The 20,919-nt window shown below is 36.6% G+C and carries 17 protein-coding genes, 1 tRNA gene and 1 other RNA gene; 5 read left to right on the top strand and 14 right to left on the bottom strand.

What is annotated here, in order from left to right:
* Window positions 1-102: 102 nt before the first annotated feature.
* From murD to ettA, 11 genes are all read right to left on the bottom strand, one after another.
* On the bottom strand, window positions 103-1,503 hold the full coding sequence (gene murD, locus V4B18_RS03760; RefSeq protein WP_455476479.1) for a UDP-N-acetylmuramoyl-L-alanine--D-glutamate ligase: 1,401 nt from the start codon (window positions 1,501-1,503) through the stop codon (window positions 103-105).
* Window positions 1,504-1,507: 4 nt separating this feature from the next.
* Complete coding sequence (gene mraY, locus V4B18_RS03755) at window positions 1,508-2,578, bottom strand: phospho-N-acetylmuramoyl-pentapeptide-transferase (RefSeq protein ID WP_455476478.1); 1,071 nt, start codon at window positions 2,576-2,578, stop codon at window positions 1,508-1,510.
* Window positions 2,579-2,600: 22 nt separating this feature from the next.
* Window positions 2,601-4,025 (bottom strand): UDP-N-acetylmuramoyl-tripeptide--D-alanyl-D-alanine ligase, encoded by a 1,425-nt coding sequence (locus V4B18_RS03750; RefSeq protein WP_455476477.1) that lies wholly within the window; start codon window positions 4,023-4,025, stop codon window positions 2,601-2,603.
* Window positions 4,025-5,473, bottom strand: coding sequence for a UDP-N-acetylmuramoyl-L-alanyl-D-glutamate--2,6-diaminopimelate ligase (locus V4B18_RS03745; RefSeq protein WP_455476476.1), 1,449 nt, complete (start codon window positions 5,471-5,473; stop codon window positions 4,025-4,027). Before V4B18_RS03745 ends, V4B18_RS03750 begins: the two co-directional genes overlap by 1 nt.
* A 21-nt stretch (window positions 5,474-5,494) precedes the next feature.
* Window positions 5,495-7,246, bottom strand: a complete 1,752-nt coding sequence (locus tag V4B18_RS03740; RefSeq protein WP_455476521.1) for a peptidoglycan D,D-transpeptidase FtsI family protein — start codon at window positions 7,244-7,246, stop codon at window positions 5,495-5,497.
* Entirely contained in the window at window positions 7,246-7,650 is a 405-nt protein-coding gene (gene ftsL, locus V4B18_RS03735) for a cell division protein FtsL (protein ID WP_455476475.1), read from the bottom strand. Before ftsL ends, V4B18_RS03740 begins: the two co-directional genes overlap by 1 nt.
* Window positions 7,647-8,645, bottom strand: coding sequence for a 16S rRNA (cytosine(1402)-N(4))-methyltransferase RsmH (gene rsmH, locus V4B18_RS03730; RefSeq protein WP_455476520.1), 999 nt, complete (start codon window positions 8,643-8,645; stop codon window positions 7,647-7,649). The genes ftsL and rsmH overlap by 4 nt, the downstream gene beginning before the upstream one ends.
* Window positions 8,646-8,909: 264 nt before the next feature.
* Window positions 8,910-9,301, bottom strand: an RNA gene (rnpB, locus tag V4B18_RS03725) — RNase P RNA component class A.
* Window positions 9,302-9,398: 97 nt separating this feature from the next.
* Window positions 9,399-9,911, bottom strand: a complete 513-nt coding sequence (locus tag V4B18_RS03720; RefSeq protein ID WP_455476474.1) for a lytic transglycosylase domain-containing protein — start codon at window positions 9,909-9,911, stop codon at window positions 9,399-9,401.
* A gap of 710 nt (window positions 9,912-10,621) precedes the next feature.
* A complete protein-coding gene (locus V4B18_RS03715; protein ID WP_455476473.1) occupies window positions 10,622-11,032 on the bottom strand; it encodes a hypothetical protein in 411 nt (136 codons plus the stop codon).
* 2,090 nt (window positions 11,033-13,122) lie between these two features.
* Window positions 13,123-14,772 carry an energy-dependent translational throttle protein EttA gene (ettA, locus tag V4B18_RS03710; RefSeq protein ID WP_455476472.1) on the bottom strand — a complete coding sequence of 550 codons (1,650 nt, stop codon included), beginning with the start codon at window positions 14,770-14,772 and terminating at the stop codon, window positions 13,123-13,125.
* 179 nt (window positions 14,773-14,951) lie between these two features.
* On the opposite strand from ettA, the gene V4B18_RS03705 reads away from it, so the two are divergent.
* Both V4B18_RS03705 and pncA read left to right on the top strand, forming a co-directional pair.
* Window positions 14,952-15,482, top strand: a complete 531-nt coding sequence (locus tag V4B18_RS03705) for a hypothetical protein (protein WP_455476471.1) — start codon at window positions 14,952-14,954, stop codon at window positions 15,480-15,482.
* 52 nt (window positions 15,483-15,534) lie between these two features.
* A complete protein-coding gene (gene pncA / locus V4B18_RS03700; protein ID WP_455476470.1) occupies window positions 15,535-16,143 on the top strand; it encodes a bifunctional nicotinamidase/pyrazinamidase in 609 nt (202 codons plus the stop codon).
* 49 nt (window positions 16,144-16,192) lie between these two features.
* Here pncA and V4B18_RS03695 read toward each other — a convergent pair whose 3' ends face one another.
* Complete coding sequence (locus V4B18_RS03695) at window positions 16,193-17,245, bottom strand: DUF475 domain-containing protein (protein WP_455476469.1); 1,053 nt, start codon at window positions 17,243-17,245, stop codon at window positions 16,193-16,195.
* A 378-nt stretch (window positions 17,246-17,623) separates the two neighbouring features.
* On the opposite strand from V4B18_RS03695, the gene V4B18_RS03690 reads away from it, so the two are divergent.
* Both V4B18_RS03690 and V4B18_RS03685 read left to right on the top strand, forming a co-directional pair.
* The gene (locus tag V4B18_RS03690) at window positions 17,624-18,163 is read left to right on the top strand and encodes a helix-turn-helix domain-containing protein (RefSeq protein WP_455476468.1); all 540 of its coding nucleotides are present in this window, start codon (window positions 17,624-17,626) and stop codon (window positions 18,161-18,163) included.
* A 336-nt stretch (window positions 18,164-18,499) separates the two neighbouring features.
* Window positions 18,500-18,679 carry a YegP family protein gene (locus tag V4B18_RS03685; protein WP_455476467.1) on the top strand — a complete coding sequence of 60 codons (180 nt, stop codon included), beginning with the start codon at window positions 18,500-18,502 and terminating at the stop codon, window positions 18,677-18,679.
* A gap of 765 nt (window positions 18,680-19,444) precedes the next feature.
* Here V4B18_RS03685 and V4B18_RS03680 read toward each other — a convergent pair.
* A tRNA-Ile gene (locus V4B18_RS03680) sits at window positions 19,445-19,518 on the bottom strand.
* Between the two features lie 166 nt (window positions 19,519-19,684).
* On the opposite strand from V4B18_RS03680, the gene V4B18_RS03675 reads away from it, so the two are divergent.
* The gene (locus V4B18_RS03675) at window positions 19,685-20,422 is read left to right on the top strand and encodes an SIMPL domain-containing protein (protein WP_455476466.1); all 738 of its coding nucleotides are present in this window, start codon (window positions 19,685-19,687) and stop codon (window positions 20,420-20,422) included.
* Window positions 20,423-20,446: 24 nt separating this feature from the next.
* On the opposite strand, the gene V4B18_RS03670 is transcribed toward V4B18_RS03675, so the two are convergent.
* Complete coding sequence (locus V4B18_RS03670; protein WP_455476465.1) at window positions 20,447-20,908, bottom strand: YcgN family cysteine cluster protein; 462 nt, start codon at window positions 20,906-20,908, stop codon at window positions 20,447-20,449.
* Window positions 20,909-20,919 lie beyond the last annotated feature (11 nt).

Below are 20,919 nucleotides of genomic sequence, written 5' to 3'. Positions count from 1 at the left end.
TATCAAAGTGACATGGTTTGCCCATTTTTTAGCAAGCACTTCAAAAACTGAATTACAGGAAAAAGGATTCCGGAATATTAACACAAAACAATTTTTTATACTTTATGTTCCTTTTAACTGCATAACAAAAGAAACAAATGCTTCTCCACGCACCTCATAGTTTTTGAATTGATCGTAACTTGCACAAGCTGGTGAAAAAAGAACAACAACCTCTTTCTCTTTACAACAAGCTGCATCCATAGCCGCTTCATGCACTGCATTTTCTAAAGTTAAGCTCATCGAAAAAGGAAAAGCAGACCCAATAACACCAGAAAATTTTTCTGCTGAACTCCCAATCAAATAGGCTTTACGAATTTTATAAAAAAACTCTTTAAGAATATTAATTCCACCTTTCTTTGCCTGCCCTCCAACAATCCAAAAAATATCACTAAAAGCAGAAAGCGCAGGAGCTGATGCATCTGCATTGGTAGCTTTGCTATCATTGATAAACAAAACTGACCCAATTTTACGCACCTGCTGCATACGATGCGCCAACCCCTTAAAACTTGCTAAGTGCTTTTCTATGTGTGGATCAGTAATTTTTAAAGCCTGTAATGTTGCCAATACCATAAGAGTATTTTGTGCGTTATGACTACCACGCAATGTGCTTATATGAGCAAGATCTGCAAGCATATGAGACTTTCCACAACGAGCAGAAAAAAGTTTTGTCCCCTCTGCATAAAAACCATTTTCAATAGAATTATTCTTAGAAATTGCCTCAACTTTGCGCCCCTCATCAACTAATTTTTGATACAAATCATGACAAGCTGCATCATCAATTGAAATAAAGGCATGAAATGCTTTAGACACCAGATACTTTTTGACTTGCACATAATGAGCAAAGCTACCATGGCGATCAATATGATCCGGCGTTAAGTTCAACAAAATACCAACTGTCGGTTGAAGAGATGGTGTAAGATCAATCTGAAACGATGAACATTCAATTACATAGATACATTTTTTAATAAATGGCTTTAACATTAATATTGGAGTTCCAATATTTCCTCCCATCTGCACATCATACCCCATTTCCTTTAATAAATGGGTAAGCAAAGCCGTTGTTGTCGACTTCCCATTTGTGCCCGTAATAGCAACAAATGGAACATCTTTATCACCAAGACCAGAATGCTGTAAAAAATGATTACGCGCACGAACAAATAATTCAATATCACCGATAATTTCTATATTTGCTTGATGCGCTTTATCAACGACCCAATGAGGCCTAGGATAAGTTAAAGAGACTCCAGGCGTTAAAATCAATGCAACAAATTTGGACCAGTCCTCACACCGAAGATCTTTGATTGGAATATTGACCTCACTAGCCGCTTTCACACCTGAAAGATTATCGTCCCACGCGACCACTTCTGCACCGCCACTCATCAACGCCTGTGCCGCCGCTATTCCTGACCGTCCTAACCCAAACAGAGCAACTTTTTGACCTTTATAACATTCAATAGAAATCACAATCTCACCGCAACTTAAGTGTTGAAAGACCAATCAAAGCTAAAACGATTGAAATGATCCAAAAGCGTATTACGATTTGACTTTCTGTCCAGCCTTTTTTCTCAAAATGATGATGAACCGGCGCCATAAGGAAAACACGCTTTTTTGTTAATTTGAAGTAACCAACCTGAATAACAACCGAGAATGCTTCCAAAACAAAAATCCCACCAATAAGAACCAAAACAATTTCATGTTTGGTTGCTACAGCGACAACACCCAACAATCCTCCAAGCGCTAATGAGCCAGTATCTCCCATAAAAATCGCAGCAGGGGGTGCATTAAACCATAAAAATCCAAGACCAGCACCAACAACAGCTCCTAATAAAACAGCCAATTCACCTGTCCCCGAGACATAATGGATTTGTAGATAATCAGCGAAATTTATATTACCAGAAAGATAAGCAATCAGAGCAAAAGAAAGAGCAGCAACCATGACAGGAACAATAGCGAGCCCATCAAGACCATCAGTTACATTAACTGCATTACCAGTCGCTACCATAACAAAAGCAGAAAAAGGAATAAAAAACCAGCTTAAATTGATAAAATAATCTTTCACAAAAGGCAAAGCTAAATCAGGTGAGCCAATTTGCAAAATGAAAAAAGCAGCAATCATTGCAATCAAAAACTCTAAACTTAGCCGTGCTTTACCAGAAAACCCCTTCTCCGTTTGTTTTGTTACCTTAAGATAATCGTCATAAAAACCAATTGCTCCAAAAAAAAGCATAACCAACAATGATATCCAAAAATAAACATTTGATAAATTACACCACAAAAGTGCCGATACCACAACGCCAGTTAAAATCATTAATCCACCCATAGTGGGTGTCCCAGCTTTTTTAAAATGTGTTTGAGGACCATCAGCCCGAATCGGCTGCCCTTTCCCCTGCCGCAATTTAAGGGCAGCAATGATGCTAGGACCAAACAAAAACACAATAAGTCCCGATGTAAGTATAGCCGCCACAGTACGAAAAGTAATGTAACGAAAAACATTGACGCCTGGAAGCCAATCACTAAGCAAAGAAAAAAACAGCATCATAACGTAAAAAAACCTATTAAAATTATAGAGAAATCATTTTATAGCTATCCAAAAGTGCAATCACAATATCTGATGAATGAACACTACGGGATGACTTAATCATAATCAGATCTCCATCTGAAATTTCTGAAAAAATAAGCGGCAAAATCTTTTCAATATTTTCAGCATAATGAACCTGAACATAAGCAGACAGATCAGGAGTTAAAAACTTCATTGCCTCACCAAACAAAAAGACTAAATCAGCACCAGAAGCACATATGGGTTCGACTAAATCACGATGAAGTTTTTCACTATAAGTTCCCAATTCAAGCATATCTCCCAAAACAGCAATTCTCCGTCCCTTTTTTCCTATAGGTCCCGTAGCAAGGAGATTAAGAGCAGCCCGCATAGAGGCAGGATTTGCATTATAACTTTCATCAATTAAATGAAACACTCCACCATTTGGTAAAAACAACCGGTGACAAATACCACGACCTTTTTGGAGAGAAAAACAGCCCAAAGCGAAAGCAATATGCTCTAAATTAGCACCAACAGCATCACAAACGGCAAGAACTCCTAGACTATTATATACGATATGTTGACCAGGAGCACCGATTTTAACCATCATATCATGACCAGAAGCAATGCGTACAACCACATGAGAAGAATCAGTCAAAAGACGAAGTTCTTTAACTTGATAATCAGCATGGTGAACTTCACCAAAACTAAAAATCTTCTTCACACCACATTGTTTTGCTTTATGAACTAAATAAGAAAAGAAATCATCATCTGCATTTAAAATGGCAATGCCCTCTCCATCTAACCCTTCAAAAATCTCAGCTTTTGCATCTGCAATTTCCTCAAGATTGTTAAAAAATCCCATATGTCCAGCAGCAATCCGCGTAATCAAAACCACATGTGGACGAACTAACTTAACGAGAGGACGAATTTCATCTTTATGATTCATGCCAATTTCGAAAATGCCATAATCACTATCTACAGGCATCCGCGCTAAAGTTAGCGGAACCCCCCAACAATTGTTAAAAGATGCGGGATTAGCGTGAACTTTTCCAACAGTTTCAAGTGCTTGTTTTAGAATTTCTTTTGTCGTTGTTTTCCCAGCAGAACCTGTTATGGCAATAACCTTAGCCTTTGAACGCTTACGTGCTGCTTGAGCAAGTTTTTTTAATGCTTGCAAAACGTCAGGAACAACAATTAATGGAAGAGCTAATTTTTCTATTTCAGACAAATGATCTTGTGCAATTACAACAGCTCCAGCACCTTGTGCATAAGCTTGTGCAGCAAAATCATGACCATCAAAACGATCTCCTTTTATACAAAAAAAAACATCGCCTTTTACAAGTGTCCGACTGTCAATAGAAATCCCAGAAAATGTCTCTGGCAAGCATCCAATTGCAAAACCATTCATTGCAGTCAGAAGTGTCTGTTTATCCCATAGCGCGGTCATTAATATCTTTCCTTTAAAGCAGAAAGCACGTGCAAATGATCCGAAAAGGGATAGGTTTTTTGCCCTATAATCTGACCATCTTCATGACCTTTTCCAGCTATAATCAATGTATCTCCAGCTTCAAGAAGCCCCACTGCATAAGAAATTGCTTCACCCCGATCTGCTATTTCTATTGCTTCTGGTGCTGCTTGTAAAATCTCTTTTCTAATTTGTTCCGGCATTTCAGTGCGAGGATTATCATCAGTCACAATAACAATATCAGCTTTATTAGCTGCAATTTTTCCCATTAAAGGTCTTTTTGCTTTATCACGATCACCACCACAACCAAAAACAAGAATGAGACGTTTCTGCGTAAAAGGGCGAACAGAAAGCAATACTTGCTCCAAAGCTTCTGGTTTATGCGCATAATCTACATAAACAGGGGCATTGTTTTCTGTTTTTCCCACCAATTCCAATCTGCCAGGTGCTCCTCGCAAATTTTCAAGAAAACGAAAAACTTCATCAGAGGACACACCCGTTGCAATCGCCAACCCTGCGGCCATAAGTGCATTGGCTACTTGAAAATCTCCAGCTAAAGGCAAATTAAATGTGTAAATATTGTCTCCCATACGGCATTCAACGCACTGTTTTGCACGTTGATGCTCAACGCGATTAATTGTGATAAACTGCCCTTTACGTCCAATTGTTAACACACGGCGATGCGCGCGTTCAACATAATCAATAACTTTTTGTGAATAAACATCATCTGCAAAAATTAAAGCAGGAGAATTTTGCGGCAAAAGCGTATCAAACAATCTCATTTTAGCACGCAAATAATCCTCCACGCACGTATGATAATCCATATGATCATGACCTAAATTCGTAAAAGCAGCTGCCGCTAAATGAATCCCATCAAGCCGGCTCTGATCAAGTCCGTGCGAAGAAGCTTCAAGAGCAGCATGCGTAACCCCCTCTTTCGTAACTTCACATAATAAACGCTGCAGAATTACTGGATCTGGTGTCGTGAGAGATCCATAATCATTCCGTTTTTGAGAAACAACACCTATCGTCCCTATGCTAGCTGCACAAAGCCCAGCATATTTCCAAATTTGCTGGACAAAAGATACAACCGATGTCTTACCACTTGTACCTGTTACAGCTACGACAGTTTTAGGTTGGAGACCATAAAAACGTGCAGCTGCTACCGCTAAACTATGACGAACATCTAAAACACGCAAAACCGGAACAGATAAATTCTCAAAGGTGAAATTATAATCTGTCACAATCGCTTTCGCACCACGCTTTATCGCATCATTTATGTATTGTCTGCCATCACCCTTATTTCCTTGAATAGCCACAAAAACATAGCCCGGCAATATTTGTCGAGAATCTGCACTTATTCCTGTAATTTCAATGTGTCCAAGACAATCCTCTTTAATATATTCCGGAAACAATGCTCCAAGTAACATGACCAAACACCTATCTCTATGTTAATTTCTCACCATTGTTTTTAACAGTCTCATATCACTATTCAAATTTAAAATTGGCTCGTATTCTTTCTTAAAATCTGGTTTAATTCCCAAAAGGCTAGCTGAGCGGCGAACAATATTAGCAAGCATCGGTCCTGCATTCATTGCTGCTGTTGCCGATTTTTTTCCATCTTCAGACTGAGGTTCATCAATAATTGTTAAGATAACATAAGAAGGATCATCAATCGGAAAAGCAGCAAGAAAACTATTTAAATTTTTTGTTTTAGAATATTTTCCATTTTCAACTTTTTCAGCTGTCCCTGTCTTACCACCAACGCGATACCCCTCCACTTTTGCATTACGCCCAGAACCTATACTGCTATTTAATTTATAAAGGTAGCGCATATCTTGACTCGTTTTAGGATGTAAAACCGACTTTGCATGTTGAAAAGCTTGTGCTTTTGTGCGCTTTAAAAAAGTGGGGGAAATTAACCAACCACCATTCATTAAAGCAGCAGCAGCTACTGCTGTTTGTAAAGGCGTTGTTGCCATACCATGCCCAAACGAAATTGTCATAGAATGAATATCACGCCAATGACGCGGTTCAACAGGATGAGCAACTTCAGGTAATTCGGTTACTACACGATCAAGTAGACCTAACCGTTTTAAAAAATTACGATGTTCATCAACCCCTATCGCCAATGCTTCTTTAGCAGAACCAATGTTAGAAGAATAAATAAAAACTTCCCATAATGTTAGAGGACGACTTTTTCCATGAAAATCACGAATAAAATAATGTCCACTTGCTTGAATAGGCTGTGAAGCATCGATGACACTGTTTAAATGAAAAAGATTTGAATCAAGTGCCATCGCCGTCGTAAAGCTTTTAATGATAGATCCCATTTCAAAAACTCCAGCAGTCATCCGATTTAAGCGATCACTTTTCAAAGCATCAACAGGATTTGTAGGACTAAAATCAGGTATAGATGCCATAGCTAAAACTTCACCAGTGTGAATATTTAAAATGATTGCTCCAGCAGCAATTGCTTTATAACGCTTCATCGCTTGGATCAATTCATCATGTACAATTGTCTGAATACGTATATCAAGTGAAAGCTGAACTGGCTTTAATGATGATTCCGTTGCAAGACCAGCAGCACGCAAAACACTCAAACCAGTATCATCAATATATTTTTCCATACCCGCTATGCCATGATTGTCAACATTAACCATGCCAAGAACATGCGATGCTACAGATCCACTTGGATAAAAACGACGAATTTCAGTATAAAAACCAATACCCGGAATACCAAGCGCCATAATTTGTGATTTTTGCGTTGGCGTTAATCCACGTTGTATCCAAGAAAAGCTAGATTTTCTTTTTAAGCGCTTATAAGTCTCCTGCCAATTAAGATTGGGCAAAACTGTTGAGAGCAATTCAATTGTTTCATCCACATCAATGATACGTCGTGGTTCAGCAAAAAGTGAATAAGTCTTAATGTCCGTTGCCAATAAACGCCCATTGCGATCAATAATATCAGGTCGAGCAGCTAACTGAAAAACTGCTGGTCCTTTCGCTTCTTCAATCTGTCCACCTTTAAGCCCATATGAGATAAGACACGCCCCCATAATGCCATATAAAATGAAAAAACATAACAAAGACAAAAGCAAACGCAAACGAATAGAATACAAGCGATCAACAGAAAGATTATGAATATTTAGCTTATTATTTAAGCGATTTTTTTTCCGCGAAAATAGAAAAGATAGCTTTATCACTGCACGCCCTTTTGAATAACATCATCCATACGTGCAGCACGATTATTTGCCAAAAAATTTTTACTCTTTTCCAAAGTATTTTGTTTAATAATTTCCTCAATTTCATCATGCACACGTATCGGAATATCTTTAAATTCAACAATTTGGCGAGGTTGAATTATCTCTAAACCAAGCTCTTTTTTATAACGCTTTGCAAGCTTTTGCATCCGTGAAGGCTCTATCATTACAGCCCATTCAGCATGAAGCAAGTGAACCATATTTTTTTCTACTAAAATTTTATGTTCAAGACGACGAATTTCGCTCATACGTTTTTGGACATCATATTTCACCTTATAAGTAAGACCTGCCATACAAATCATAACCATTACTAAAATCATATCCAAAGTGCGAAAAACTGTCATTTTTTGCTACCTTCAAAACAAGCAATCTCACTCAAGCCAAATAATTTCATGTCTGCAGCGAGATTATCTGCCTTGGTGCGCACACCGATACGCAACCTTGCAGAACGTGCACGAGGATTTTGTGCTAACTCTTCTTTGCTTGCAGTTATTCCACCCTTAAACAAAGGAAAAAATGTCGCTGGAGATGCCTCTACTTCAGGAAGATAGCGTGATCTTCCTTGTACTCCTGAGCGAGCAGAAAAAAATCTTTTGACCATGCGATCTTCAAGAGAATGAAAACTCACCACGCCTAAACGACCTCCTGCTTTCAAAACACGTTCAGCAGCAAATAAGCCGCGCGCAAGTTCACCAATTTCATCATTAACATATATGCGAAGAGCCTGAAACACACGTGTTGCGGGATGAATACGATCTTTCGAGCTACGACCTACTAATGCTTCAATGACATTAGCAAGATCACCTGTACGTAAAAAAGGACGAACAGAACGGCGCTTTTCAATCATCCGTGCAATTCGACCTGCATAACGCTCTTCTCCTAATATTTTAAATATCTGAGCTAACTCATTGACTTTTAAATGATTGACAACATCGCTTGCTGTAAAACCTGTCTGAGCCATTCTCATATCCAACGGACCATCTTTTTGAAAAGAAAACCCCCTTTCAGCCTCATCGATCTGCATTGAAGATACACCTATATCTAAAATAACCGCATCCACCTTCTCTTCAACTACGCGATCCAACTTTGAAAATTCCATTTGCACCAAACGAAGCCGCGGAAAAAATTCATCAACAAGTGGTTGTCCCTCACGAATAGCTAGAGGATCACGATCAAGAGCAATAACATCTGCACCTGCATTTAAAAAAGCACGCGTATAACCACCAGCACCAAAGGTGCCATCAATTATTTTTATCCCAGCCAATGGTGCAAGCCCAGCTAAAACTGACTGTAACAACACTGGAATATGACGTTCAGCTCTGTTACCCTGTTTTATCAAAATAATCCGTCTTGGTTTACGCTTATTCAAATCATAACTATTAATAACAAATAGTGCCATGATAACCAAAACTTTAGCTCTCGTATCCCTCTCATAATGAAAGAAAACAGAACTAAAGTTAGTTCAACGAAGATATTAACGCGTTATGTTTAAAAAAATGTTATGATAAAAAAAGCACACTCTTCTTTTCAAGTGCACAGATAAAAAACCAAATTTTCATAGCAAAATATGTACAGTATCAATTATGTACAATATAATTACATAAATATCAGTCGGCCTGTAAGCCGGGTTCTGTATGGTAAAGCTCACACTTTACATGGCAACCATTCATCTAGGACGGATGTTACCATCCGCCTCGTGCAACCTACCCGAATGACTTACCTGGAAACTGGCTGCAAGTTAAGCCTTGCGCGTCATTCCTATTCGGTCTTGCTCCCGGTGGGGTTTACCTTGCCACACTCATTACTGAATGCGCGGTGGGCTCTTACCCCACCCTTTCACCCTTACCTACCAAAAATAGGCGGTTTGCTTTCTGTGGCACTTTCCCTAGGGTCACCCCCGCCGGGTGTTACCCGGCACCGTTTTTCCATGGAGCCCGGACTTTCCTCACTTACCATCTTTAAGCATTGAGCAAGCGCGGCTGCCCAGCCGACTGACACATCATTTATAAAACATTTTTAATTAAGTGAAAATAGTTCAACAAAAACATTTTATAAATCTTTATAAAAAACTTACCATCTTCAAAAGACATTATTACTTTAATGAAGCGAGATAAGTTTTCACTTTTGTGCAATATTTTGCTGAGACGGAATTCATTTTTTTTGCAGCGTGACCTGCATTATATTTAAGAATTGTGCCACACGTACTGCCACCACTTAACTTATATGCCCGTGCTAAATAGCGCATACCATATTCAAGATTAGTCGCAGGGTCGTAAAGATCCTTCACAGAACCACTAAAACCTAATGCTCGTGCAGTAGATGGCTTAATTTGCATCAGACCTATTTCACCAGCAGCACCCCTTATATATGCTTTATAGCTACTTTCAACACTTACAACAGCATGTGCTAAATTAACGGGAACATTATACTTAATCGCAAGTTTATTAATAAGAGATTCATAAGGACGAGCAGGCGTCTTAGAAACAACACTCGTTAAGCGCTCATCTGAACCTTCTGGAGCATTTAGCGCAACACGAGCCACACTTATGTTAATCATAAAAGATACAGCACATGCTGTGCTTAAAAGGATTTTTAAAAATTGCATTCTCTTTCTCTTTAATAAAACATTCTTAAATCACAGCTATAAAAACTTTGTGGGTGTATTATATGTAAAAAGAAAGCTAAAAAGTGTTGCTAAAATGAAAATATCAAGATAAATTTCTATATAAAAAGAAAAATAATCAATTTATTAAGTATATAATTATTTTACAAAATATTGAAAAAGTAAAAAAATTATAATACGAACTTGAAAACACTAAATTAAAATCATGTAATATATCAGTTACTGATATCTGCTATACTAATAACTTTTAGCGAACGAAAATTTTTCTGAAAAATCTCTATCATTTTTCACGCGTAACTATTGAACACCCAATATGCTAACCCTCTAATCATGAAAAGAAGATATAAATTAGGATGCCTTTATCAAAATGCTGCTCAATATCATTAATACTTAGAAAAAAAACGCTCTCAATACTTCATGGAGAGGCAAACTCGTTACAAAAACTATGGAACTACACAAACCCTATTTGCCAAAACCAACCATTTTGTAGAGAACAAAATACATACGCGCACCAATGCAGCACTTCTTAAATAGAAACAAACACCATACTCGTTGAAAAGCAGCACTTAAATAATCTAGCTTTTCACCCACATCTATATAATAGCCCTCCTACAAACTTTTTTCACTGCAGAGAACATAATAAAAAATTTGTGTCAACAAAAAACGTATAATTTCCCCAATTTTATAAAAAGCTAAAAATAATCATTACCAACTGAAGCACGAGAAGCGGCTTTTGATATAGCCATGGCAACAGATTTACCAAACTCTCGCGCACGTTCATCGCTCCAACCATTCATAGTAGCAATAGCAATCGCCTTTTGACGCACAAGCTCAATTGCCTTTTCTTTTTGCTGAGAATTCATCTTAGAAATGCTCTCTATAATACCTGGAGAGGATACTAACAATCTTTCTAAAATTATACCTTCTGTTAAATCCGCCTCCGCATGATGGGACACCTTGGTTTGATTAGAAGAAAATCGCTTGGCAAACACAAACTCAAAAACCGTTCTACTCTGAAAAGTAAAGAAAATAGCTCCTAAAATCAATAAAAAAAACAGGGCTAAAGTTATACGCCGCCAGAAAAATTCCATAATTTCACTCACAAACGTCGCAATATACTAGGCAAGCTCCTTATTCACAATCCTCAGACCCTCAATCACTACAGAATCCCTCCCATTACAAAAAACATTAGAGTATAACACTTATCACAAGTAATCTTCAGTGACTTTTCACCATGCGACATAACGTCACATACCTACTACTTCTCATCACATTATAATACTTGAATATTGATCCCTAAAAGGCCCGGCTGAGGTTTCCCCCAGTCAGGCCAGACAATCTAAGGGATCCACGCGGGGGGAGGGGAGGAGGTCCCCTGATCGTCTTCTCACATCCGCTAAAATAGCCGATGTAATCATGCTATGAAGTAAAATATTCTAAACAACAAGAATTTCTTGTCATCTTTTATACAAAAAATACAAAAAAGTTGCAAATTGCTTTAAAAATGACTAAATTTAGGCAGAACACAATAAAAATTGATCCAATTTGAAGCAATTTCGCTTTAGAGTATACTCAAAAATATCTTTTTATCATCTTCATTTTTATTATAATTTTGCTAAAAAAATTCATCGCTATAAAATTTTAGAAAACATATACGGTTTTTATCGCTTTAATCTCTGTGAAAAAACAACCATATGAATACAATAATTATTCAACAACAATCATAATTAAACTTTAAATGTGGCTATAAAAATATTTTAGACTCCTTAAGATCACAGAAAAAACTAAAGATATTGCGCATTAATATGAACGTAAACTATTTTCACGCACTAAAAAAAGAAACTAATATTTTAGAAAATATTATTATAAAAAATCCAGTATTGTTTTATTGTATATCATTTACCAATAAACGCCAATCTACGAGCAACTAAAGCTTAATAAGCCCTCACATTTTGCATGGGAATAAGACCAACCGCTTATTCTTGAATGAGCTCTGCATTTTTAAATCACTACCCTATGTATAAATCTGAAAATCCAAGAATACCCATGAACATAATCAGAAAGTAAAAATTTAAACTCATGGCAGAAAAAAATCCACGACCAATAATATCATGAGAACGCAAAAACACGTACAACCTCATTAAATGCCATCTGAGAACTATCAAAAAGTTTAATTAAAACCCAACAAAAAATTTCTAGATAAAAAGTTGTTTTTCTAAAAAACAAACCCAAAGAATCACTCTTAATAGCAACTTAAACTGCATACATATAAAAAGTATAAAAACCTGAAAATCATTTCAATACAAAGCCTCTAACTGCATCAACAGCCCAGCATCATTTCAAATATTATCGCCAACTATTTTAAGCAAAGCCCTCTCCCCAATGTGATCTGTTACTGTGATAACTTATTACGCTATTGTACAAAATACCTTTCTCGCTTGTAACACTATTTTAAAATACCCACTAAAGATGTTAAATACACGCTAACTTAAATTACCATCTGGAAAAACTTAAAGTAACAGTCACCACATTAAATCTTCACTTAAACAATCACGAAAAGCTTTAAATAGTCCCCTTTCCTGATAAGACTCACCCTTCTCACATCTTGTACAATAAACGCAAACATAACGATACACACCGCACAACGCGCTAAAGGTGAAAATAAAACCCAAAACTGTTAAATCTTTATGATACAAAAACGTACAATATGCAAACAGCTATTCCCATTGCTCTCAGCTGCAGCACGACCATTTCGCCCAAACTAACTACTTTTTCATAAATATTTTTAGCCACTCATATAAATATCAGCGGACATTAATAGAAAGTCAACACATGCATATCTACGTCCATTCTAGAAATATTATGTTGTGATAATAGGAAATAGGTAATACAGAACGCGGCATCTACTCTGCTATAATAACCAGAGCGATCGCACAAATTTCATATAAAATTTACTACTCTCTATTATAACTTTATAGGTAAAAACTATCCACATAATGTGCCATCAGTATATTTAAACAGATCATCACTTCATGAAGAATATAATCAGAATTCTACACTCTCTTTTTATATAAGATGCAATTAACCAAAAGCCTAGCTTTATAACACAACACACTCTCTCTCCTTCAAAAATAAAGCTAACAGCATGCCATCAAATTTTTTTTAATTTCAACTTCAAGCAAAACAAAAAATGTTATCGTGTAAGCGGTTTATAATTTACACGCTTAAGGCTAAGAGCATCTGCACCAAAACGGCGAATCTTATCAGCTTCATATTCAGCAAAATTACCTTCAAACCACTCAACATGACCATTACCTTCAAAAGCCAAAATATGAGTTGCTAATCGATCAAGAAACATACGATCGTGCGATATAATAACCGCGCAACCAGCAAAATTTTCCAATGCATCTTCCAGCGCACCCAACGTTTCAGTATCAAGATCATTTGTCGGCTCATCAAGAAGAAGAACATTACCCCCCTCTTTTAAAAGTTTAGCCAAATGTACGCGATTGCGCTGCCCTCCTGAAAGATTTGCCACTTTTTGCTGCTGATCTGCACCTTTAAAGTTAAACGCGCTACAGTAAGCACGACTATTCATCTCATATTTACCTAACTTAATAATGTCATTTCCACCAGAAATTTCCTCCCAAACGGTTTTTTCACCTGCCAATAAATCGCGACTCTGATCAACGTAACTCATCTGAGCAGTTTCCCCAATACGTATTTGACCTGAATCTGGCTGCTCCTGCCCTGTCAGCATTTTAAATAAAGTAGATTTTCCCATCCCATTGGCACCAATGACTCCAACAATCCCACCGGCAGGAAGTTTAAAAGAAAGAGCATCAATTAACACACGTTCGCCATATGCTTTAGATAAGTTATCAACTTCAATGACAACCTGCCCCAGCCTTTCGCCAATAGGAATAATAATTTGTGCCTCTCCAGGACGACGCTCATGCGCAGCCCGAACCAATTCATCATAAGCTTTAATACGGGCTTTTGACTTTGCCTGCCGCCCTTTTGGACTGGATGCTATCCATTCTTGCTCGCGTGACAGTGCACGCTGACGAGCAGCCTCTTCACGGCCTTCCTGAGCTATCCGTTTTGCTTTAGCTTTCAAATAAGCAGAATAATTCCCCTCATAAGGAATACCTTTACCACGATCTAATTCTAAAATCCAACCCGTGACATTATCAAGAAAATAACGATCATGTGTAATCAAAAGCACCGCGCCTGGATATTCACGCAAATGTCTTTCAAGCCAAGCTGTAGTTTCAGCATCCAAGTGGTTTGTTGGTTCATCCAAAAGCAATAAATCAGGTTTGGACAAAAGTAACTTACAAAGTGCAACGCGCCTCTTTTCACCTCCTGAAAGTTTTTCCACATCTGCATTTGCTGGCGGACAATCAAGAGCAGCCATAGCCATTTTTACTTGATTTTCTAAGTCCCAGAGGTTTTGACTATCGATGATATCCTGAAGCCGCACCCCTTCATCAGCCGTCTCTTCGCTATAATTCATCATCAATTCGTTATAACGATCCAAAATTGCCTGCTTATCCCCAACACCTTCCATCACATTACCATACACATCCTTGCTTGTATCAAGAACGGGCTCTTGTGGCAAATAACCACAACGCGCCCCTTCAGAAAGCCATGCTTCTCCTGTATACTCTTTATCTAATCCAGCCATAATACGTAAAATGGTTGATTTACCCGCACCATTTGGCCCTAAAATACCTATCTTTGCATCCGGATAAAAAGACAGATGAATATCTTCCAAAATTTTTTTATTTCCATAAGTTTTATTGAGTCCAGCCATGTGGTAAATAAATTGACGTGCCATAAACTTCTCTTTATTTTTATTGTGCGGTATATTAAAAGTTATTAAATGTTAAAATTTCAAAAAACACTTTCGCTGTCTTAAACTTCACGGTCAGCAAAGGAGCATTCATGTTGCATCAGGAGCTATAGTTCTATATTGATACATTTTTCCCATTCTCACAAGCCCCACTACGATTTTGAATGCATAAAAATATCCCTTCTCAGAGCAAAAAAAAAATCTTCTTAGCTGTACCTGAAACCTGCTATCAGACGTCGTTTTGCTTTTCTATACCAGATATAACATTATGCTTTTATCGTATTCATCCAACCTATCAATGCAATATAACGCCACAAATAAAGCCAGTTCTCTATGCCCCTTCTTTTTTTGCTTTATGGGCATTACATTACGCTGTAAAAAATCCTCACCTCTTTTCATCGCTTTTGTGCCACGAAGAACAATGGTATTCACCACTTGCCTTAATGTGGCTAAAATTGCGTTTAAAAAATGACCGCCGTCTTATGGGATCTGACGTACCCAGCCCTATGATCATGAAATCTTTACACAAGCATGTCGCTAATAGCAATTACAGTGCACTTTCCATTGACACATGGTTGCAATTAGTGAAAAACTATAAGATGAATTGTAAAGATTTGTCTCCCAATCTCTTTTGGCTTAATAATTACAAAAATAACATCAATATCCACCAAATCATTTCTAAACTAGCAAGATAAAATACAGTCTTCACAGTCTACTACAAAAAAGGAGACCTCTAGGAATATATTTATGGAAAAGAAAGTCTTAATCGTCATTGATATTCAAAATGATTTTTTGCCAGGTGGAGCACTTGCAGTACCACAGGGTGACATCATTTTACCTGCAGTAAATAATCTTATCGACCATTTTGATCATGTTATTTTAACCCAAGATTGGCATCCCCAAAATCATTGCAGCTTCGCTTCTTCTCATCCTGGGAAAGCACCCTACGACACCGTTAATCTTGACTATGGGCTCCAAACACTTTGGCCCGATCATTGCATACAAGGAACAAAAGGAGCAGAATTTCATACATCCCTCAGAGCTGATAAAGCACAACTCATCCTTCGAAAAGGCTACAATAAAAAAATTGATAGCTATTCTGCCTTTTTTGAAAATGATCAAAAAACCCCCACAGGTCTACACGTTTATCTTAAAGAACATGGTTTTACGAAACTAGCTATGTGTGGCTTAGCAACAGATTTTTGTGTCGGTTTTTCTGCACTCCATGCTGTAGAATGCGGCTTTAAAGTCAGCGTTTCATTAAATGCTTGTGCCGGTATTGATCTAAATGGATCACTTAACACAATACTTAAAACCATGAACGAAACAGGCATAGAACTCTTGATGGCTTCTTAAAAGACCTCTGTTTTTCTTAATAATTACAATGATATCAAAAACTTACAGCTTACCTAGATACAACCTGTTTTTTTAAAGAATTATGCTTAAAACGAATAGAAGAGTAAAGTGACATTCCAATAATGAGTACACCAATGAATCCCGTTAATGTTTCAGGAACTGGTATAATGGTTCGCATATACATAATCACTGCAAGTATTAATATTGCATAAAAAGCACCATGCTCCAGATAACGATAATGTAACAATATCCCTGATTCGACTAACATAATAGTCATAGAGCGAACATAAAATGCACCTATACTAAGACCAATTGCAATAATAAAAAGGTTATGTGAAAAAGCAAAAGCCCCAATAACACCATCAAAAGAAAAACTAGCATCCAGAACTTCTAGATAAAGAAATGAGCCTGCTCCTCCCTTGGCAACCGTAGATAAAGTAATTCTTGGAGCATCTAAGAATGAACCAACAGCCTCAACTGCAATGAACGTCAAAAGTCCATAAAGCGCCGCTAATAAAAAAATCATCCTATCTTCTGCTACAATTTGTCCTGAAAAAAATAACATCAAGATAAAAACAATTGTAATATCAATCTTAACAAATGCACCAAGCCTTTGAGCTAACCTCTCCACAAAAGTTAACCAATGCACCTCCTTTTCAGGATCAAAGAAATATTTTAAACCAACCATCATGAGGAAAGTTCCCCCAAAAGCAGAAATACCTACATGGGCACTCGTTAAAATTGCAGCATATTGATGTGGTTCCCATATTGCTAATTTTACTGCTGCAATAGGATTAATCCAAGCAGCAACAGCAACAATCAATAATGGAAAAATAATCCGCATCCCAAACACTGCTATTAAAATGCCCCATACCAAAAAACGACGGCGCCATAGCTGATTCATTTTTTCAAGAATGCGAGCATTAATAATAGAATTATCAAAAGATAAAGAAATTTCTAAAATACCTAAAAGACAGCAAATGAAAAAATATTTAAAAAAACCTGTAGCACTTCTTGTTTCAAACCACCCAACTGCTCCCCCCAAAAAAACGCCAACAATTGTGAAAAAAAAAGCCCACCTAAAATAGCCTAATAAGGCCATGATCATTCCTCAAAATTTTTCTTTAATTTTAATTTCGCAAATTTAATGTATCATTCACACAAAAAGAGAATGCATACAGCGCTTTATATGAAATCTCCCCCCTAAAAAACAAGAGAAGAATCAGATAAGTGTGTCTTTTAATTTAGAAAGGATAAAGTTCATTAAATTTTTTAAATTAAAAATCACAATAAGTTGAAAATTAAGTTGAAAATTACCCTCTATCCGCTAAATTTAGAGAATAAAAAGAAATAAATGTTATAAATATTGATTACAAATATTGACATTGCATAATGAGATATTAATACGTAGTGTGCATTTACCTGCTGAATCTTATACCTTGTGTATTATACCATGATGATTTACTGAGGGAGATAATTCGTGGCACGTCCTGAAACTGAAGCAAAAACTATATTTGGAAAACGTTTACGTTATGTACGCCTAGCTTTAGGAGATCCATCACGTGAAGCGTTAGCTAAAAGTTTTAGTATGACAAAAAATTCTATCGCTTTTTATGAGCGTGGAGAAAGAGAACCAAATCTTAGTGTCTTGCAAACATATCGTACGTTATACGGAGTCAATATTAACTGGCTTCTAACAGGACAAGGAAAAATGTTTGACAACGAATATACGCAAGGCGACTTTGATTGGAACTATTTTATTAAAAAAATTGAAGGACTTGAAGAAATTCTTGTCAATAGTAATCGTAATGAAGAATTAGACAAAGAAAAAGTCGAAAATTCTTATAACAAGTTGCAGCAGTATTTGCTAGCACAAGGATCGCTCGATGGACCTAATTCAAAAACATCAACTTCTTTGATGGATATGAAAGCAAAGATGGCTAACTCTTATACTCTTAGCCTGTTCATCGATTTACTCATTCGAAGCATATCACAAAAGGAGGCTGTCGCGAATCAATAATTATAATTAAAAGGAAGAACTCGAACTTTATTGGAATAAAAAGAAGTATTTAAATTTTTTCATATTGCAAAAGTTCGAGCGCTGTGTAAAGTTTTTTGTAATAAAATTGATATTTTTCCTAGTGAAAATAAAAAGGAATTTTTTTAACAAAGAAGTTACTTTTTTATGGTCTATTGGAAAAAATGTTTTTTATTACAGAATGTAATTTTTGTGAAATTTATTGTGAAATAAAAAAATCTGTTGACTACTTATTATTTAGACATACTTAATATTCATGGTTAAGTGATTCGTATGTTCATACCGTGAATTTGGAGACTGTTTTATGAGGTAAGAGGCATGTATTTTGAAGTGTTTCAAGGAGTTCACAATCAATGGTACTGGCGTTTAATCTCAGGAGATGAACAAAAAGTTGCTTTTTCTGGTAAGGGATATCCAACAAAGCATGATACTCTTGTAAATATTGAACAAATTAAAAAAATCACGCATAGAGCCCCTATTAAAGAATTACAATCTTAATATTTTTCTATTAAGATAAAATTTACTTTACAGGATGTTTGCAGTGTGATGTGTTTGCGTTACTTTGGAGAGAATGCTTCTTTTGCAATAGGGAAGGAAGTGTTTTTTCACAAAATTGCAGCACACTGCAAACGGTCGTAAAGGAGTTTTTTTGCAAAATCTTTTTGTTCAAGAATTGGATTGCTTTAATTTATCAATAAGCAGTTGGTTAATTTTTTATGAATAAACTGCTCTCCCCTTAAAAAAGCACATAACATTGCTTAGTTTTCAGAAATCTATCCTGTTATTTTGGAAATCTAGATTCCAAACCTAAGACTAGACCTATTTCAAATTATATAAACAGCCTCTTTATCCACACATCTTAAGCTGCAAATTGACTGATAAATTTGTGCAATTCTCTGTGAATTAGGCAAATAAATTTTATCGCCCTAAAGCATTAAACTAGCTCTATCCTATAAAATAAGCATCACTTTCTTTTATTAAGCTCAAGTTTGTAGTTATAATTAAATAGAAGATAAATCAAAAAAAACATATAAGAAATCACAATAAACCGACGATTGTCCCTTATGGATGACTTTCGATACATAACAAAAATTTATAACCCAGTACGCCTTGCAATCCCAATAAAATATGTCATTCTACTTGGCTATGTTGTAAGTTATAAAAAAGCCGTAAATCGTAAAATAAAAAACGAAGAATAAAACCCCTGAAACCAATAGCGCCGATGATTCATATATACAAGAATACCAATTTTACATGGCAACGTGGGCCCGGAGGGACTCGAACCCCCAACCAAGCGGTTATGAGCCGCTGGCTCTAACCAATTGAGCTACAGGCCCCACAGCTTGTTCTTTCTCTAAACTAAAATATTCAATGACACAATAGCTTGTTTAAATTATAAGCTACCTTTTTTTCTTTTTTATCATTTTTTTCTAGAATCTTAACTTCTTTACAGGAACTTTAGAAAATGAGAACATAATAAATCAATCAAAGTAAGGAGCAGATATGAAAAAAGTAATTTTTCAGGCGTTAAATAGCTACCGAATAAAAATAGCTATGACGGTATTCGCGTTATTAATCACTTCATTCAGTGCACACGCAGAAGAAGAAATAATTAAAAATCCATCTATTACTGTTGCTGCAACCGGTGAAAGTCACGCCGCACCAGACATAGCAATTATCAACCTAGCCATTGTTACCCAAAACAAAACTGCTCAAAAAGCACTAGCAGCCAATAACAAATCTATGAACAGTGTTATAAAAGCTTTTAAAAGCAGTGGCATTCAAGCAAATGATTTGCAAACATCAGGCTTGTCCATTTATCAATCTAGTTCAAATAAACATGATGAAAAAAAAGATAACGAAACCCTTTACCAAGTTTCGAACTCTCTAACAGTCCGCATTCGCGATCTTCCAAACGCTGGAAAGATATTTGATCAAGCAATGGCACTCGGTGTTAACTCAGTTAGTGGCATCACTTTTATTAATAGTAATACAAAGCCATTTTATCAAGAAGCACGGAAAAAAGCCATTACTGAAGCCATTGAAAAAGCGGAAACTATAGCACAAGCGGCTGATTTAAAATTAGGGAAAATTCTAAAAATCACGGAAAGCAATAATTATACTCACCCCACACCACGTTTAATGGGCATGGCAACAAATACAAGCTTTGAAGATACGGACTTTTCAGGTGGTGAATTAAATTATAACGTTAATGTTACTGTGACATTTGCTGTTGAATAAATTGCATAGAACATATCATGCATATCATTGGTCTTTATTTAAAATACCGGTGATATGCTGAGTATAATCTCTTTCAGATGATAATTCGTCATCGTAAATTTTTATTTGTTTACGCGCAGAAAACTGAGTCTGATGCACCGTCTTATAACTTCCTGACACCAATGGATGCCACCATTGCAGATCTTTTCCTTCATCAATAAGTCTATAAGCGCAATTCTCTGGAAGCCAACGAGCCGTTTTAACTATTGCAACATTCAACGATATACAATCTGGAACTATTGATTTCCGATTAGTATACTCCCGACACCGACAAGTTTCACTATCTAAAAGATGGCAAGCAACGCTAGTTGTGTAAATATCACCGGTATCCTCATCTTCCACTTTGTGCAAACAACAATGCCCACAGCCGTCGCAAAGACTCTCCCACTCAGAAGTGGAAATTTCTTCCAATTTTTTCGTTTTCCAAAAAGGAACCTCTTCACTCATAAAATCGACCG

Source organism: Bartonella sp. B17 (genome assembly GCF_053795755.1).
The sequence above is the reverse complement of the archived record's forward strand: the minus strand, read 5'-3'. Positions and strand labels throughout refer to the sequence as shown.

Bases quoted from the DNA above. Each gene is read 5' to 3' on its own strand.
- mraY (WP_455476478.1), bottom strand. From the start codon at position 2,578: ATGATGCTGTTTTTTTCTTTGCTTAGTGATTGGCTTCCAGGCGTCAAT.
- V4B18_RS03750 (WP_455476477.1), bottom strand. From the start codon at position 4,025: ATGACCGCGCTATGGGATAAACAGACACTTCTGACTGCAATGAATGGT.
- V4B18_RS03745 (WP_455476476.1), bottom strand. From the start codon at position 5,473: ATGTTACTTGGAGCATTGTTTCCGGAATATATTAAAGAGGATTGTCTT.
- ftsL (WP_455476475.1), bottom strand. From the start codon at position 7,650: ATGACAGTTTTTCGCACTTTGGATATGATTTTAGTAATGGTTATGATT.
- V4B18_RS03720 (WP_455476474.1), bottom strand. From the start codon at position 9,911: ATGCAATTTTTAAAAATCCTTTTAAGCACAGCATGTGCTGTATCTTTT.
- ettA (WP_455476472.1), bottom strand. From the start codon at position 14,772: ATGGCACGTCAATTTATTTACCACATGGCTGGACTCAATAAAACTTAT.
- V4B18_RS03705 (WP_455476471.1), top strand. From the start codon at position 14,952: ATGCATAAAAATATCCCTTCTCAGAGCAAAAAAAAAATCTTCTTAGCT.
- pncA (WP_455476470.1), top strand. From the start codon at position 15,535: ATGGAAAAGAAAGTCTTAATCGTCATTGATATTCAAAATGATTTTTTG.
- V4B18_RS03695 (WP_455476469.1), bottom strand. From the start codon at position 17,245: ATGGCCTTATTAGGCTATTTTAGGTGGGCTTTTTTTTTCACAATTGTT.
- V4B18_RS03685 (WP_455476467.1), top strand. From the start codon at position 18,500: ATGTATTTTGAAGTGTTTCAAGGAGTTCACAATCAATGGTACTGGCGT.
- V4B18_RS03675 (WP_455476466.1), top strand. From the start codon at position 19,685: ATGAAAAAAGTAATTTTTCAGGCGTTAAATAGCTACCGAATAAAAATA.
- V4B18_RS03670 (WP_455476465.1), bottom strand. From the start codon at position 20,908: ATGAGTGAAGAGGTTCCTTTTTGGAAAACGAAAAAATTGGAAGAAATT.